The 15,004-nt window shown below is 69.9% G+C and carries 17 protein-coding genes; 2 read left to right on the top strand and 15 right to left on the bottom strand.

The annotated features are described in order from the left end of the window. Positions 1-23: 23 nt before the first annotated feature. Positions 24-1,445, bottom strand: coding sequence for a UDP-N-acetylglucosamine 1-carboxyvinyltransferase (gene murA / locus DQE82_RS27345; protein ID WP_064447829.1), 1,422 nt, complete (start codon positions 1,443-1,445; stop codon positions 24-26). On the opposite strand from murA, the gene DQE82_RS27340 reads away from it, so the two are divergent. Both DQE82_RS27340 and DQE82_RS27335 read left to right on the top strand, forming a co-directional pair. Next, a complete protein-coding gene (locus tag DQE82_RS27340) occupies positions 1,444-2,016 on the top strand; it encodes a cob(I)yrinic acid a,c-diamide adenosyltransferase (protein ID WP_043328669.1) in 573 nt (190 codons plus the stop codon). The genes murA and DQE82_RS27340 overlap by 2 nt on opposite strands. Then, complete coding sequence (locus tag DQE82_RS27335; RefSeq protein ID WP_113974615.1) at positions 1,992-2,408, top strand: VOC family protein; 417 nt, start codon at positions 1,992-1,994, stop codon at positions 2,406-2,408. Before DQE82_RS27340 ends, DQE82_RS27335 begins: the two co-directional genes overlap by 25 nt. A gap of 54 nt (positions 2,409-2,462) precedes the next feature. Here DQE82_RS27335 and DQE82_RS27330 read toward each other — a convergent pair whose 3' ends face one another. The 14 genes from DQE82_RS27330 to glyA all read right to left on the bottom strand — a co-directional run bounded on the left by DQE82_RS27330 (position 2,463) and on the right by glyA (position 14,987). Further along, positions 2,463-3,038, bottom strand: coding sequence for a hypothetical protein (locus tag DQE82_RS27330; RefSeq protein ID WP_113974614.1), 576 nt, complete (start codon positions 3,036-3,038; stop codon positions 2,463-2,465). 1,010 nt (positions 3,039-4,048) lie between these two features. Continuing rightward, positions 4,049-4,504, bottom strand: a complete 456-nt coding sequence (locus tag DQE82_RS27325; RefSeq protein WP_043328663.1) for a DUF2550 domain-containing protein — start codon at positions 4,502-4,504, stop codon at positions 4,049-4,051. Between the two features lie 12 nt (positions 4,505-4,516). Next, a complete protein-coding gene (locus tag DQE82_RS27320; RefSeq protein ID WP_043328661.1) occupies positions 4,517-4,795 on the bottom strand; it encodes a F0F1 ATP synthase subunit epsilon in 279 nt (92 codons plus the stop codon). A gap of 109 nt (positions 4,796-4,904) precedes the next feature. Continuing rightward, positions 4,905-6,050 carry an LCP family protein gene (locus DQE82_RS27315; protein ID WP_064447832.1) on the bottom strand — a complete coding sequence of 382 codons (1,146 nt, stop codon included), beginning with the start codon at positions 6,048-6,050 and terminating at the stop codon, positions 4,905-4,907. A gap of 216 nt (positions 6,051-6,266) precedes the next feature. Further along, a complete protein-coding gene (gene atpD / locus DQE82_RS27310; protein WP_043328657.1) occupies positions 6,267-7,712 on the bottom strand; it encodes a F0F1 ATP synthase subunit beta in 1,446 nt (481 codons plus the stop codon). Next, the gene (locus DQE82_RS27305; RefSeq protein WP_030504728.1) at positions 7,712-8,641 is read right to left on the bottom strand and encodes a F0F1 ATP synthase subunit gamma; all 930 of its coding nucleotides are present in this window, start codon (positions 8,639-8,641) and stop codon (positions 7,712-7,714) included. The genes atpD and DQE82_RS27305 overlap by 1 nt, the downstream gene beginning before the upstream one ends. Positions 8,642-8,645: 4 nt before the next feature. Then, positions 8,646-10,295: a F0F1 ATP synthase subunit alpha gene (atpA, locus tag DQE82_RS27300; protein WP_064447833.1), complete on the bottom strand. Its 1,650-nt coding sequence runs from the start codon at positions 10,293-10,295 to the stop codon at positions 8,646-8,648. Between the two features lie 72 nt (positions 10,296-10,367). Beyond that, entirely contained in the window at positions 10,368-11,189 is an 822-nt protein-coding gene (locus DQE82_RS27295; RefSeq protein WP_030504730.1) for a F0F1 ATP synthase subunit delta, read from the bottom strand. Continuing rightward, on the bottom strand, positions 11,189-11,716 hold the full coding sequence (locus tag DQE82_RS27290; RefSeq protein ID WP_030504731.1) for a F0F1 ATP synthase subunit B: 528 nt from the start codon (positions 11,714-11,716) through the stop codon (positions 11,189-11,191). The genes DQE82_RS27295 and DQE82_RS27290 overlap by 1 nt, the downstream gene beginning before the upstream one ends. Positions 11,717-11,745: 29 nt before the next feature. Next, on the bottom strand, positions 11,746-11,970 hold the full coding sequence (atpE, locus tag DQE82_RS27285) for an ATP synthase F0 subunit C (RefSeq protein WP_018789141.1): 225 nt from the start codon (positions 11,968-11,970) through the stop codon (positions 11,746-11,748). Between the two features lie 93 nt (positions 11,971-12,063). Beyond that, a complete protein-coding gene (gene atpB, locus DQE82_RS27280; RefSeq protein ID WP_043328655.1) occupies positions 12,064-12,843 on the bottom strand; it encodes a F0F1 ATP synthase subunit A in 780 nt (259 codons plus the stop codon). Between the two features lie 42 nt (positions 12,844-12,885). Continuing rightward, the gene (locus DQE82_RS27275; protein ID WP_030504733.1) at positions 12,886-13,107 is read right to left on the bottom strand and encodes a hypothetical protein; all 222 of its coding nucleotides are present in this window, start codon (positions 13,105-13,107) and stop codon (positions 12,886-12,888) included. A 159-nt stretch (positions 13,108-13,266) separates the two neighbouring features. Continuing rightward, positions 13,267-13,704, bottom strand: a complete 438-nt coding sequence (locus DQE82_RS27270; protein WP_030504734.1) for a hypothetical protein — start codon at positions 13,702-13,704, stop codon at positions 13,267-13,269. Then, positions 13,701-14,987: a serine hydroxymethyltransferase gene (gene glyA / locus DQE82_RS27265; RefSeq protein WP_113974613.1), complete on the bottom strand. Its 1,287-nt coding sequence runs from the start codon at positions 14,985-14,987 to the stop codon at positions 13,701-13,703. The genes DQE82_RS27270 and glyA overlap by 4 nt, the downstream gene beginning before the upstream one ends. Positions 14,988-15,004 lie beyond the last annotated feature (17 nt).

The following is a 15,004-nucleotide window of genomic DNA, read 5'->3' as shown; positions in this document are numbered from 1 at the left end:
TAACGACGGATAAGCACCGGCTGTCAGATGGCCAGGTCCGGTTCCTCCGGCGCGGTCCCGCGTTCCACCTCGACGCCGAGCGCCCGCAGGTCCGCCACGAAGTCCGGGTAGCCCCGGTCGACGTGGTGCACGTGCGACACCTCGGTCAACCCGTCGGCGCAGAGCCCGGCGATGATCAGGCCGGCGCCGGCCCGGATGTCCGTCGCGCGTACCGGGGCGCCGGACAGCCGCTCCCGGCCGCACACCAGCGCGTGGTGGCCATCGGTACGGATCTCCGCGCCCAGCCGCATCATCTCGTTGGCGAACATGAACCGGCCGTCGAAGATGTTCTCGGTGATCAGCGAGCCGCCCTCGCTGACCGCCGCCAGCCCGATCGCCATCGGCAGCAGGTCGGTGGCGAAACCCGGGTACGGCAGCGTCACCACGTCCACCGCCTTCGGGCGGTCGTCCATGCGTACCCGGAAGGCGTCACCCCGCGTCTCGACCAGGCCGCCGGCCGCGACCAGCTTGTCCAGCGCGACCTCCAGGTACGCCGGGTCCAGGCCGGTCACCGTCACGTCGCCGCGGGTCATCGCGGCGGCGAACGCCCACGTCCCGGCCACGATCCGGTCCCCCACCGTGGCGTGCCGGACCGGCTGCAACCCGGGTACGCCGACGATGTGCAGCGTCGACGTGCCGGCCCCCTCGATCCGGGCGCCCATCCGGTTCAGCATGGTGCAGATGTCGACGATCTCCGGCTCCCGGGCCGCGTTGTCGATAGTCGTGGCGCCACGGGCCAGCACCGCCGCCATCACCAGGTTCTCGGTCGCGCCCACGCTCGGGAAGTCCAGCACGATGTCCGCGCCGTGCAGCCCGTCCGGGGCCTCGGCGATGACGAAGCCGTGCTCACCGGAGATCTCCGCGCCCATCCGGGCCAGCCCGGCGATGTGCATGTCCAGGCCGCGTGAGCCGATCGCGTCGCCGCCCGGGTGCGCCACCCGCACGTACCCCCGGCGGGCCAGCAGCGGACCGAGCACGCAGATCGACGCGCGCAGCCGCCGCACCAGGTCGTAGTCGGCCTCCGCGCCCGGCCGTTCCGGCACGTCGATGAGCACCGAGCGGGACCGCTCCACACCGCCGTGGGCCACCATCGGGTCGACCGGGTCGTCCGGCCCGAAACGTACGCCGCAGCCGAGCCGCCGCAGCACCTCGCCCATGATCGCGATGTCGGTGATCCGGGGCACATTGGTGATCAGGCTGCGGCCGGGCGCGAGCAGCGCCGCCGCCATCAGCTTCAGCGCGGAGTTCTTCGCACCCACCACGTGCACGGTGCCGTCGAGCCGGGCGTCACCGCGTACCCGGATGACGTCGACGTCGCTGACCGCCGGATCGCTCGCGTCCCCCGGCCCAACCGGACTCGGCCGGGCCGGGATGGTCAGGTCCGGTATCCGTAGGCTGTGCGTCATGGCCGTCCACCTCACGCGCATCTACACCAAGGCCGGCGACGCCGGCATGACCAGGCTGAGCAACAACGAGCAGGTGCCGAAGACCGATCCGCGCATCGCCGCGTACGCGGACGTGGACGAGTGCAACGCCTCGATCGGCGTGGCGCTCGCCCTGGGGCAGCTCTCCGACGAGCTGCGGGCCGTGCTGGAGTCCGTGCAGAACGACATGTTCGACGTCGGCGCGGACCTGGCGACGCCGGTCGAGCCGGACCCGAAGTACCCGCCGCTGCGGGTGACCGAGGAGTACGTCGAGCGCCTCGAGGGCTGGTGCGACGAGTACAACGCGCGCCTGAGCAAGCTCGACTCCTTCATCCTCCCCGGCGGCACCGCTGGTGCGGCACTGCTGCACGTGGCACGGACGACCGCCCGGCGCGCCGAGCGTGCGGCATGGGCGCTGGTCGCACACGACCCCGATCGGACCAGTCCCCTCCCGGCAAAGTATCTCAACCGGCTCTCCGATTTGCTCTTTATCCTGTCAAGAACGGCAAATCCGAACGGCGACGTGCTATGGGTTCCGGGCGGGAAACGCTGACCATCGGCGGCCTCCATCACGTGGAGGTGTGGGTACCCGACCTGGCGGCGGCCAGTCGTTCGTGGGGCTGGCTTCTCGGCGAGCTGGGCTGGACGCCGTACCAGGACTGGCCCGCCGGCCGCTCCTGGCGTCTCGGCGCGACGTACATCGTGCTGGAGGAGTCACCCGCTCTCACCGGCCGCACCCACGACAGGCGCGCGCCCGGCCTGAACCACCTGGCCTTCCACGCCGGCCCGCCGGCCGCCGTCGAGCGGCTGGTCACTGCCGCCGGAGAGTACGGCTGGACGCTGCTGTTCCCGGACCGTCACCCGCACGCAGGCGGCCCGGACAGCTACGCCGCCTACCTCACCGACGGGCAGGGGTACGAGGTCGAGCTGGTCGCGCAGACGTGAAAAGGCCGGCACCCCGGTTCGGGGTGCCGGCCTTTCGCTGTGTCTTACCTCGTCTTAGCTGTTCCAGTGCTCGGCGACGAGGTCGGCGGCCTGCTGCTCCCACTGGGCGTAGTGGTCCGGGTAGGCGGAGACCTGGACGTTCTGGGCGGCCTTGGTCAGCGGCATGTCCTGCCAGCCGTCGACCTGCTTCAGACCCTTCAGGAACGCGGTGGTCGAGTACTCGGGGTCGGTGATCTGCTCCACCGTGCCCCAACCGGAGGACGGGCGCTGCTGGAACAGGCCCTGCGAGTCGTGGTCGTTACGGTCACCGAGGTGGCCGAGGTTCTCCAGCTTCGACTCCTGCAACGCGGTCGCGATCGACACGACCGCGGCACGCTCGTCCATGCCGGCCTTCTTCGTCGCCGCGATGATCGCCTTCACGTTCTTGGTCTGCTCGTCATTGAGGTCGATGCGGGACTGGTCGCCCTGCACGCCGTGCGGGATCAGCTTGTCACCCTGCACGCTCACACTCACCGGCTTGACCGCGTGGGTGGTGTCGGCCGCGTGGGCGGCGACCGGGCCGGCGAACACGCCACCGGTGAAAGCCAGACCAGCAATACCCAGGATGCTCTTACGCAGAATCGTGTTCATGATGGGGGCTCCATTCGGGGGTCGACACACCCCCCGGGGGGACCGGGGGGTGTGGGCACCGTCAGGCGCTCAAGAAAGTCTCAAGGGGAATCCCGGCTGCTCGCGGGGCGGGGGCCTCTACGCGGCGCCGGGAGGATGTCCCACGACCGTCGGCCCGGCATCATTCCCGGGCCAGCTCACGCTGTCGGGGGGCGGCGCGGGGCTCACGTCGTCGGAACCGTGTTCAACGACCAGCCGAGCGGGATGATTCCCCGCGGCTCACGCCGCCGCACGTACTCAACGGCCTGAGGTCTGTCCCCACAGCCGACGCGCTCGGGGGGCGCGGCCTTGCTCGGTCGTTCACCCGGTTACAACGCCACCGGCCCGCCCACGATTCCGCCACCAGAGTGCCGCCCACCACCCCCGAACCCGACAACCCGCACACCACCACCGACCAGATTCGCCCAGCCCATCCGGACACCTCACTCTGTGCCCCGTGATCAAGGAGTTTGCGGCCCTTTCCGGCACCCACAAGGACACAAACCCCTTGATCACCTGCGAAGGCCCCCAGGGCACCCGCCACAGGGTTGATCATGAGGTTAGCGGCGACATAACGGACACCAAGTGCCGCCAAGTTCATGATCGACGCTCTCGGAGCGAGGCCTGGCCCGAGGCGGCCGCCCGCCGCAGGTCCGCAGGCCGCACGCGCGATCTTGCACCTTGAGCCCTCGCGGCACCCGATTCGCCGGATTTATGGGGCACCTAAGTGCAAGATCGCGCGGGGCATCAGGAGCCTGGGGGGCGGCAACCCGTCCCGAACTCCTGGGAGCCCCGGCGATCTTGGAGTTGTGGTGCCTCGCATACCTCGTCAAACGGGCATCGTGGGCGCCACAACTCCAAGATCGATGGCGAGGTGAGGGCTGTCGTGCGGGGGCAGCCGGACTGGGCGAACCGGGTGCCGGATTCAGCCCGGCCAAGGTGTGCGGGGGTGCCGCCACTTCGGGGAGGTGGAGTCGATCAAGCGGCCGGGGTCAGGCGGCGGGCCAGTCCTGGGAGGCCAGACGCGGCGAGACCGCCCCGGGTGGGGCGGCCTCGAGCCAGGACAGGAATCCGGTAACCGTGGAACGCGCCATGGCGATCTCGATCGGCGCGTGGTGGCTGGTACAGCGCAGGATCACCCACTCGGCCGGCATCGACATGCGCTCCTGGCCCTCAGGCAGCCGGCGTCGCTCGACCGCCAGCCCCTCGCGGGAGAGCACCCGCTTGGGGCGCAACGCGAAGCTGAACATGCGGTACCAGCGGAGTTCGTCGCCGACGAAGCGACCGAACCCGGGTGACCAGCCGCGACCGTCGAGGATCGTGGAGACCCGCACGCTCAGCCGGATGGTGCCACCGCTACGTGTGAACAGGGCCCGCCGGATGAAGAGGATCAGAATGGCGACGACGACTACCGCTACGCCGATTCCGAACCCTTCGACGATCTCCATCGGCGGGTCTGCTCAGCGGGCCGGGGTGGCGGGGGTCGCGCTCTCGGCGAGCACCGTGACGCCCTCGCTGGTCACCGACAGGAAGCCGCCGGGCACGTCGAAGACGACCTGCTGGCCACCGGCCTGCTTGATGCGTACCTGGCTGGGCTCCGCGAGCTGGCCGAGCAGCGGCGCGTGCCCCGGCAACACACCGAGCTCACCCTCGGTCGTCCGTGCGACGACCATTTCGGCCTCGCCGGTCCAGACCTTCTCCTCGACGGCTACGAGCTCGACGTGAAGCTGCTGTGCCACGCTGTCTCCTTGCTGCGGCGGCGGATTGCCGAAAGTCTAGTCGCGCCCCCGCGGCCCACCCAACGCGGGTGGTGAGAGCCGGACCACCACGGCCCCGCACCCGCCCAGGCTACTTGGTTTTCTGAATGAAGTCGGGGTGCTCCAGCAGGAAGGCATCGAGCTGTTCGGTGCGCAGGGCGGTGAAGAAGTCCTCCGCCGGTTCGAGCAGCCGCTCACCCCGGTACGCGCTGCCGGCGCCGATCGCCCCGCCGGGCAGCTTGATCGTCTCGATCGCGTTCGGACGGATGTCCTTCAGCGCCAGCCCGAAGTCCACCACGCTGTTGCCGCGCCCGTTGAAGACGAGCGACTTGCCGGCGGCCCGCAGCACCCGGTCGAGCTTGACCGGGTTGGTCACCACGTCGGCGCTGACCGCCTGGCTCGCCATGGCCTTGACGAACTGCTGCTGGTGCCGCTGCCGGCCGTAGTCGCCGTCCGGCACGCCGTTCTTCGGGTAGCGCTGCCGGACGTAGTCCAGCGCCTGCCAGCCTTCGAGGTGGGCGTTGCCCTTCTTGTACACCGCCTGCGGTCCGAGGTAGCCGCCGCCACCGGGCCGGAGCTGGCGGGGCGTACCGTCCGGCTGGAGGTGTTCGGACCGGACCTCCCGCTCGATGTACATGTCCACGCCGCCCATGGCGTCGACGATCTTCTTGAAGCCGCTGAAGTTGATGATCGCGCCGGCGTCGAAGCGCTTGATGCCGGTGACGTCCTGCACGGTCTTGGCGAGCAGTTCGAAGCCCTGCGCGGTGCTGGGATTCTGCCCCGGTACGTTGCTGCCGTGCGACATGGCGGCGTTGAGCCGGTCGTTGCCGCCGGAGTAGTCGGCCTTGGCGAAGGCCGGGATGTCCACCCGCAGGTCGCGCGGGAGCGAGAAGAGGTAACCCCGGTCCATGCTGGCGGGCACGTGCAGCACCATGATCGAGTCGGCGAGCGGCCGGGCGGTCGACGTACGCGGGTCGACGCCGACGAGCAGGATGTTGAGCGGACCCTTGATGTCGCTCTTCTTCTCGTTGGCGCCTGCGGCCTGGTCACCGAAGAGGTCGGCCTTGCCGACCGAGCCCTCGTAGCGGGCGACGAGGGCGCGGGAGCCGAGCAGCACGGAGCCGCTGAGCACCACCATGACGATGCCCAGGATCGTGCACACGCGGGCCCAGCGGGGCACGCCTCGCCACATGGACCGCTTGCCGCGGTCCGTGCCGCCCTTACCGCCCACGAGCATCTCCAATCGTCACGCCCACGGGTAGGAAGACGGGCGCGGGGGTCCGTTTGGTTGCAGAGATCAACGGCCGGGATGTGAAAGTCGTGTCAGGAACGGTACCGCGCGATTCGGCGAACTGCTTGCCGGAGATCCGGGCATCTGGTAGTGCAATGGTCGGAAACGGCGAGGGCCGCCCCGGCTTTCGCCGGGACGGCCCTCCCCTGTGTGAGCGGGCTCTCAGCCCTCCTCACCCATCAGTTCCTTGGCCTTGGCCTTGAGGTCCTCCAGGCCGCCGCACATGAAGAACGCCTGCTCCGGGAAGTGGTCGAACTCCCCCTCGCTGATCCGGCGGAAGGCGTCGATGGTCTCGGCGATCGGGACCGTCGAGCCGGGGACGCCGGTGAACTGCTCCGCCGCGTACGTGTTCTGCGAGAGGAACCGCTCGATCCGGCGGGCGCGGCCGACGGTGAGCTTGTCCTCCTCGGAGAGCTCCTCGATACCGAGGATGGCGATGATGTCCTGCAGGTCCTTGTAGCGCTGCAGGATCCGCTTCACCTCGGTGGCGACGGCGAAGTGCTCCTCGCCGACGAACTCCGGGGCGAGAATCCGGGACGAGGACGCCAGCGGGTCCACGGCCGGGTAGATGCCCTTGTCGGAGATCGACCGCTCCAGGTTGGTGGTCGCGTCGAGGTGGGCGAACGTGGTGGCCGGCGCCGGGTCGGTGTAGTCGTCGGCGGGCACGTAGATCGCCTGCATCGAGGTGATGGCCTGGCCCCGGACGGAGGTGATCCGCTCCTGGAGCTCGCCCATCTCGTCGGCCAGGGTCGGCTGGTAACCCACGGCGCTCGGCATACGGCCGAGCAGCGTGGACACCTCGGAACCGGCCTGGGTGAAGCGGAAGATGTTGTCGATGAAGAGCAGCACCTCCTGCTTCTTCACGTCGCGGAAGTACTCCGCCATGGTGAGCGCGGAGAGCGCGACCCGCAGACGGGTGCCCGGCGGCTCGTCCATCTGGCCGTACACGAGCGCGGTCTTGTCGATGACCCCCGACTCGGTCATCTCGGCGATGAGGTCGTTGCCCTCGCGGGTGCGCTCACCCACGCCGGCGAAGACCGAGGTACCACCGAAGTTCCGGGCCACCCGGGTGATCATCTCCTGGATGAGCACCGTCTTGCCCACGCCGGCGCCGCCGAACAGGCCGATCTTGCCGCCCTTGACGTACGGGGCGAGCAGGTCGATGACCTTGATGCCGGTCTCCAGCATCTCGGTCTTCGGCTCCAGGTCCGCGAAGGCCGGGGCCTTGCGGTGGATGCCCCACCGGTCGTCGGCCTCGATCGTCTCGCCCTCGGTGAGGTTGAGGCACTCGCCGATCGCGTTGAACACGTGGCCCTTGACCGCGTCACCCACCGGCACGCTGATCGGCGCCCCGGTGTCACGCACGTCGGCGCCGCGGACCAGACCGTCGGTCGGCTGCATCGAGATGGCACGGACCAGGTTGTCACCCAGGTGCTGGGCGACCTCCAGGGTCAGCGTCTTCTCACCACCCGAAAGGGTCACGTCGACATGCAGAGCGTTGAACAGCTCCGGCATGGCGTCGCGCGGGAACTCGGCGTCGACGACCGGGCCGATGACCCGGACCACGCGACCCGTGGCCGTCTTGGTCTCAACTGCGGATACAGTCATCACACTTCACTTCCCGACGCGGCCAGCGCGTTCGCGCCGCCGACGATCTCACTGATCTCCTGGGTGATCCCGGCCTGACGGGCCGAGTTCATCTCGCGCGTGTACTTCTCGATCATCTCTTCGGCGTTGTCGGTGGCGCTCTTCATCGCCCGCCGGCGGGCGGCCGACTCGCTCGCCGCCGACTCCAGCAACGCCGCGAAGATCCGCGTGTTGATGTACTTCGGCAGCAGGGCGTCGAGCAGCGACTCCGGCTCCGGCTCGAACTCGTACGCCGGCAGCGCGCCCTCGGTCCGAGGCCGGTCCTCGACCTGCATCGGGCCGATGATCCGGGTCACCGGGTTCTGCGTCATCAGGGACTTGAACTCGGTGTAGACGATGTGCAGCTCGTCCACGCCGAGGATCCCATCGGCGCCGGCATCCCCGTCCACGTCGTCCGCGCCGGCGGTGAACGCCTTGATCAGCGTGTCACCGACCTCGCGGGCGTCGGCGAACGTCGGCTGCTCCGAGAAGCCGGTCCAGCTTCCGGCGATCTGCCGGCTGCGGAACCGGTAGTACGCCACGCCCTTGCGGCCGATGACGTAGAGCACCGGCTCCTTGCCGTCGGCGCGCAGCCGGGCGATCAGCGACTCGGCGGTCCGGATCGCGTTCGAGCTGTAGCCGCCGGCCAGACCCCGGTCGGCCGTCACCAGCAGGACGCCCGCCCGCCGCACCCGCTCGCGCGGGGTGAGCAGCGGGTGGTCGATCCGCGCGTTCGAGGCCAGCGCCGTCAGCACGCCGGTGATCGCCTCGGCGTACGGCAGCGAGGCCGCCACCTTGGCCTGGGCCTTGGCGATGCGGCTCGTCGCGACGAGCTCCATCGCCTTGGTGATCTTCTTCATCCCCTTGGCGGAACGGATCCGCTGCCGGAGAACGCGTACCTGGGCGGCCATCGGATCAGCTCTCGGCCGGGCGGTCGGCGCCGTCGCGCAGGCGGGTCACCGTCTCGCGGGACTGCTCACCCTCCAGCGGCTTGGCCGGCGCCTCGTTGATCCGGACCTCCTCCTCCTTGCCCAGGAAGAGCTGCTTGAACTCGGTGATCGCCGAGTCGAGCGAGGCGATGATGTCGTCGTCCCACTTGTGGTCCGCGATCGAGGCCAGGACGCCCTCGTGCTTGTGCCGCAGGTACTGCAGGAACTCCGACTCGAAGCGGCGGACCTCGCCGACCGGGACGTCGTCCAGCTTGCCCTCGGTGCCGGCCCAGACGGAGACGACCTGCTCCTGCACCGGGTACGGCGAGTAGTTCGGCTGCTTGAGCAGCTCGACCAGGCGGGAACCGCGGTCCAGCTGGGCGCGGGAGGCCCGGTCCAGGTCGGAGGCGAAGGCGGCGAACGCCTCCAGCTCGCGGTACTGGGCCAGGTTCAGCCGCAGCGAGCCGGCGACCTTCTTCATCGGCTTCACCTGCGCGGCGCCACCGACCCGGGAGACCGAGGTGCCGACGTTGATGGCCGGCCGGACGCCCTGGTTGAACAGGTCGGTCTCGAGGAAGATCTGGCCGTCGGTGATGGAGATGACGTTGGTCGGGATGAACGCCGAGATGTCGTTCGCCTTGGTCTCGATGATCGGCAGGCCGGTCATCGAGCCGCCGCCCAGCTCGTCGGAGAGCTTGGCGCAGCGCTCCAGCAGACGCGAGTGCAGGTAGAAGACGTCACCCGGGTAGGCCTCACGGCCCGGCGGGCGGCGCAGCAGCAGCGACACGGCCCGGTACGCCTCGGCCTGCTTGCTCAGGTCGTCGAAGACGATCAGGACGTGCTTGCCGCCGTACATCCAGTGCTGCCCGATGGACGAGCCGGTGTACGGGGCGAGGTACTTGAAGCCGGCCGGGTCGGAGGCCGGGGAGGCGACGATGGTGGTGTACTCCATCGCGCCCGCCTCCTCCAGCGTCCCCTTGATGGAGGCGATGGTGGAGGCCTTCTGGCCGATCGCGACGTAGATGCAGCGGACCTGCTTCTTCGGGTCGCCGGAGCGCCAGTTCTCGCGCTGGTTGAGGATGGTGTCCAGCGCGACGGTGGTCTTGCCGGTCTTCCGGTCACCGATGATCAGCTGACGCTGACCGCGGCCGATCGGGGTCATCGCGTCGATGGCCTTGATGCCGGTCTGCAGCGGCTCGTCGACCGACTTGCGGGACATCACGTTCGGGGCCTGGAGCTCCAGCTCGCGGTAGCCCTCGTTGGCGATGTCGCCGAGGCCGTCGATGGGCTCGCCGAGCGCGTTGACCACGCGGCCGAGGAACGCGTCACCGATCGGCACGGAGAGCACCCGGCCGGTGCGCTTGACGCGCTGGCCCTCTTCGATCCCGCCGAAGTCACCGAGGACGACGACACCGATCTCCCGGACGTCGAGGTTCAGCGCCACACCGAGCGTGCCGTCCTCGAACTCCAGGAGCTCGTTGGTCATGGTCGAGGGGAGGCCCTCGACGTGGGCGATGCCGTCGCCGGCGTCGGCGACGGTGCCGACCTCCTCGCGGGAGACGTCGGCCGTGTAGGAGGAGACGTAGCGCTCCAGGGCGCCGCGGATCTCCTCCGTCGAGATGGTCAGCTCGGCCATCCTCTGCTTCCTTAAGTATCTCAGGGCCCGGGATACCTGGTACCGACCGGTCCGGTGGCGACGAATCAGGGCTCAGCGCTTGGCGAGCGCGTTGCGGGTCTCGTTGAGGCGGCGCAGGACGGTGCCGTCGTACAGGTCGGAGCCGACCTGTACGCGCGCCCCGCCGAGCACGTCGGGGTCGACCGTCTGCTTGACGGAGACCTCCCGACCGTACATCTCCGAGAGGCGGGCACCGAGGCGTCGCTCCTCCTCCTCGGTCAGCGGAGCCGCCACGGTCACGTACGCGACCTGACGGTCCCGCCGGTCGGCGGCGAGCTCGACCAGCCGGGTGAGCGCACCGGTGAAGGAGCGTCCACCGAAACCAGCGAGCGCGGCCTCGACGAGGCTGACGGTGACCGGCTGGGCCTTGCCGGCGAGCAGCTGCCGGGCCAGTTCGGCCCGCCGCTCGACCGACGCCATCGGGTCGGAGAGCGTGTTGGACAGCTCGGCGGAACCGGAGACGACCTGCCCGAAGCGGAACAGCTCGTCCTCGACCTCGCCCAGGTCGCCGGACAGGTCGGCGCTGGCCAGCAGCGCCTCCACGCCGAGGCGCTCGACACCGTCGAGCAGCTCGGACGGGGCCGACCAGCGGCCGGACACCATCGACGCGAGCAGGTCGAGCGCTTCCGCGCCGACCCGGCCGCGCAGCATGTCGCCGAGCAGGCCGGAGCGGTCGGCGCCGGCCCGGGCCGGGTCGGAGAGCGCCCGGCGCAGCCGCGGCTCACGCCGCAGCAGGGCGGCGACGGAGAGGATGTCGTCGGCGGTGGCAGCCACCGCCGACGGCTCCGCGCCGCGGACGTACGCGTCGAGGCGCTCGGCCCCGGCCCGGTACGACTCCCGGCTGGCGGCCTGCATCAGCGGGCCCCCGTGCTCTCGAGACCGCTCAGGAACCGGTCGACGGTGCCCTTGCGACGCGCCTCGTCGGCGAGCGACTCACCGACGATCTTGCTGGCCAGGTCCACCGCGATGGTGCCCACCTCGGTACGCAGCTCGCGCACGATGGTGGCCCGCTCGGCGGCGAGCTGCTCCTTGCCGGCGGCGATGATCCGGTCGGACTCCTCACGCGCCTTGGCGAGGATGTCCTGGCGGATCCCGTCGGCGTCGGCCCGTGCGTCGTCGCGGATCTTGGCGGCGTCGGTACGCGCCTCCGCGAGCTGGGCCCGGTACTGCTCGAGCAGCTTGTTCGCCTCGGCCTGGGCCGCCTCGGCGCGCTTGATGCCACCCTCGATCGCGTCGACCCGCGCCTGGTACATCGCCTCCATGCGGGGCATGACGAACTTCAGCAGGACGAAGACGAGCAGGGCGAAGGAGATCGTTCCGACGACCATCTCCTGCCAGATCGGCAAGATCGGATTGTGCGCGCCTTCGGCGGCGAGATACATGTCAGACCTCCGGATCGGGAGAGCTCGCGTCAGCTAACGGCGAAGGCGAGCACCAGGCCGAACAGCGCCAGCGCCTCGACCAGGGCGAAGCCCAGCACCAGCCAGGTGCGGTTGTAGCCGGCCGACTCGGGCTGGCGGGCGCTCGACTGGATGTAGGCCGCGAAGACCAGGGCCACACCGATACCGGGGCCGATGGCGGCGAGGCCGTAGCCGATGGTGTTGACGTTGCCACCGATCTCGGCAAGAACGTTCATTGCGGGTATTCCTCCTAGTTCACACGTGAGGGCTCACGTGTACGCGGTCGGTACCAGATGCTTGGCCGGGCCGGGTGCCCGCCGAGCCGGATCTCAGTGCTCGTCGGCCAGCGACGTGCCGATGTAGTTGGCGCTCAGCGTGACGAAGACGTATGCCTGCAGCACCGCCACCAGCGCCTCGAAGAAGGCCATCACGATCGCCATCGCGAAGGAGAAGACCGAGGTCGCCTGCACGAAGACGCTGCTCGACCCGAGCATCACGAAGCCGCCGACGGTGAAGACCAGCAGGAGCAGGTGGCCGGCGAACATGTTGGCGAAGAGTCGCAGTGCCAGGGTGACCGGCCGGACGACGAAGTTCTGCAGGAACTCGATCGGAATCAGCAGGAAGTGCATCGGCCACGGCACGCCGGGCAGGATGAGGCTCTGCTTGAGGTACTTGCCGAGGCCGTGCTTGCGGACGCCGACGTAGTTGTACATGACGTACGAGATGGCGGCGAGCACGATCGGGAACGCGATGTGCGAGTTCGGCGAGATCTGCAGGCCGGGCACGATGCTGAAGATGTTTGTCAGCAGGATGAAGCTGAACAGCACGGTGAGGTAGGGCGCGAAGCGGATGCCCGCGTTGCCCATCTGCTCACGGGCGATGTTGTCCCGGACCAGCCCGTAGACGGCCTCGGCGGCCCACTGGCCCTTGCCCGGCACCAGCTTCGGCTTCCGGTACGCGGCCACGAAGAAGATGATCAGCAGCGCGACGGCGATCCAGATCATGATGCTGAACTTGGTGACCCAGGGGCCGGCCACGTCCGGCGGGTAGAAATCCCCGACGCTGGGGGGCCAGGGAAGGTCCTGGGCGACGACCAGCTGTCCGCTCACCGTGTCATCCTCCGCACTCAACAGACCCGCGTGTGCCGGAACTCAGGCACTGAGCCTCTTCATGATCAGGTAGATCGCCCCGGCCGCGCCGAGCATCATGCCGACGGCGACCCCGATGCCGGCTGGCAGACCGAGGAACCGTTCCGCCAACCAGCCGAGGCCACCCCACACCAGAATGCCGGCGAGCAGGTAACCCACGACGGCGCCTGCCACACCCTCCGACGAGTGCTCGTCGGACTTGTGGGAGTGGGGGTCATCGGCCATGACGTGGCGAACAATATCAGCAGGGGCGCGCGGGGATGTGCGGCACCCCCCACACTGCGGACAGCGTGCGGGCCGTACTGCGGGCGCGTCAACCTGGCGCCACGTTACTCCTGTCGCGCCCGTCAGGGCACCCGCCGTACCGGACACGATTCAGCAAAGTCACTCGCTGTCGTCGCGACGCTCGAATGTGGGCAGCGGTGATCTCATCGCCCAGGTCAGGTGGGCGCCGGTCCACACCACCACGGCCGCGATGATCGCCACGCCCATGTCCGGCAGGCCGGGCCAGCCGGTGGCCGCCACGGCGGCCATCACCACGCCCAGGATCACGATCTTGGTGGCGTAGGTGACCAACCCGACCGACATGATCATCCGAGGGTGGATGGCGTCCGCCCAGGCCACCGAGAGGCTGGAGATCAGGTAGCTGACGATCACCAGCGCCACCCCGGCCGCGAAGCCGGCCGCCCCGGTCGGGCCGCGCAGCAGCGCCGCCGCCGGCACCCCCACCACCGCGAGGGCCGCGCACGCCAGCAACGGTAGCCGCAGGTGGTTCAGCCGGGACCGGATCGCGCCGGGCTCACCCGCCCGTGGCGCCGTCATCGGGGGTACGCCGGGAAGGCGGCGACCAGCTCGGCGACCTCGCGGGCCAACTCGGCCAGCGTGTCCGCGCCCCCGGGGGCGCCGGGATCGGTGCGTACCGCGCGCGCGATCAGCCCGGCGATCCGGCCCATCTCCCCCTCGCGCATGCCCTGGGTGGTGACGCTCGGCGTACCCACCCGGATGCCGGAGGCGACCATCGGCGGCTGCGGGTCGTACGGGATCGCGTTCTTGTTCAGCGTGATGCCGGCGGCGTCGCAGCGGGCCTCGGCCTCGGCGCCGGTCACGCCCGTCTCGCGCAGGTCGAGCAGCGCCAGGTGGGTGTCGGTGCCGCCGGAGACCGGCCGCAGGCCGTCGGCGGCCAGGCCGTCGGCGAGCGCCCGCGCGTTCGTCACCACCTGGGCGGCGTACGTGCGGAACTCCGGCTGCGCGGCCTCGCGCAGCGCGACCGCCTTGGCCGCCACCGCGTGCATCAGCGGGCCGCCCTGGGTGAACGGGAAGACCGCCTTGTCGATCCGCGCGGCCAGCGGCTCCCGGCAGAGGATCATGCCGCCGCGCGGACCGCGCAGCACCTTGTGCGTGGTCGCGGTGACCACGTCGGCGTGCGGCACCGGGGACGGGATCGCGCCGCCGGCCACCAGGCCGACGAAGTGGGCGGCGTCCACCATCAGGTACGCGCCGACCTCGTCGGCGATCTCGCGGAAGCGAGCGAAGTCGATGAGCCGGGGGTACGCGGTCGCGCCACAGATGATCAGCTTCGGCCGGTGCGCCCGGGCCAGGTCGCGTACCTCGTCGTAGTCGATCGTCTCGGTGTCCGGCCGGACGGTGTAGCCGACCGGGTGGAACCACTTGCCGGAGAAGTTCACCCGGCTGCCGTGGGTCAGGTGCCCGCCGTGCGGCAGGTCCATGGCCAGCACCGTGTCACCGGGCTGCACCAGGGCGGCGTACGCGGCCAGGTTGGCGCTCGCGCCGGAGTGCGGCTGGAGGTTGGCGTGCTCGGCGCCGAACAGGTCCTTCGCCCGGGCGACGCCCAGCTCCTCGGCCCGGTCCACCTCGGCGCAGCCGCCGTAGTAGCGCCGGCCCGGGTAGCCCTCGGCGTACTTGTTGGTGAGCGTGGAACCGAGCGCGGCCAGCACCGCGGGCGAGGTGAGGTTCTCGCTGGCGATCAGTTGCAGACCGCCGCGCAGCCGGTCCAGCTCCCCCAGCACCACCTCGGCGATCTCCGGGTCGACGGTACTGAGCTGCTGGAAGTCCGGCCCCCAGAAGGTGTCCCTCGCGTTCTCCACAGCGAAGGAGTCTACGG

The organism is Micromonospora sp. LHW51205 (genome assembly GCF_003315815.1).
In the GTDB taxonomy this organism is placed as follows: Bacteria; Actinomycetota; Actinomycetes; order Mycobacteriales; family Micromonosporaceae; genus Micromonospora; species Micromonospora chalcea.
Note: the sequence above shows the minus strand (reverse complement) of the source record. Positions and strands in the feature narration are given on the sequence as shown.

Coding starts and splice junctions, on each gene's coding strand:
- murA (WP_064447829.1), bottom strand. CDS start 1,445: ATGACGCACAGCCTACGGATACCGGACCTGACCATCCCGGCCCGGCCG.
- DQE82_RS27305 (WP_030504728.1), bottom strand. CDS start 8,641: ATGGCCGCCCAGGTACGCGTTCTCCGGCAGCGGATCCGTTCCGCCAAG.
- atpA (WP_064447833.1), bottom strand. CDS start 10,295: ATGGCCGAGCTGACCATCTCGACGGAGGAGATCCGCGGCGCCCTGGAG.
- DQE82_RS27330 (WP_113974614.1), bottom strand. CDS start 3,038: ATGAACACGATTCTGCGTAAGAGCATCCTGGGTATTGCTGGTCTGGCT.
- DQE82_RS27275 (WP_030504733.1), bottom strand. CDS start 13,107: ATGGCCGATGACCCCCACTCCCACAAGTCCGACGAGCACTCGTCGGAG.
- DQE82_RS27315 (WP_064447832.1), bottom strand. CDS start 6,050: ATGCTCGTGGGCGGTAAGGGCGGCACGGACCGCGGCAAGCGGTCCATG.
- atpE (WP_018789141.1), bottom strand. CDS start 11,970: ATGAACGTTCTTGCCGAGATCGGTGGCAACGTCAACACCATCGGCTAC.
- atpD (WP_043328657.1), bottom strand. CDS start 7,712: ATGACTGTATCCGCAGTTGAGACCAAGACGGCCACGGGTCGCGTGGTC.
- DQE82_RS27270 (WP_030504734.1), bottom strand. CDS start 13,704: ATGACGGCGCCACGGGCGGGTGAGCCCGGCGCGATCCGGTCCCGGCTG.
- DQE82_RS27290 (WP_030504731.1), bottom strand. CDS start 11,716: ATGTATCTCGCCGCCGAAGGCGCGCACAATCCGATCTTGCCGATCTGG.
- DQE82_RS27340 (WP_043328669.1), top strand. CDS start 1,444: ATGGCCGTCCACCTCACGCGCATCTACACCAAGGCCGGCGACGCCGGC.
- DQE82_RS27295 (WP_030504730.1), bottom strand. CDS start 11,189: ATGCAGGCCGCCAGCCGGGAGTCGTACCGGGCCGGGGCCGAGCGCCTC.
- DQE82_RS27325 (WP_043328663.1), bottom strand. CDS start 4,504: ATGGAGATCGTCGAAGGGTTCGGAATCGGCGTAGCGGTAGTCGTCGTC.
- DQE82_RS27335 (WP_113974615.1), top strand. CDS start 1,992: ATGGGTTCCGGGCGGGAAACGCTGACCATCGGCGGCCTCCATCACGTG.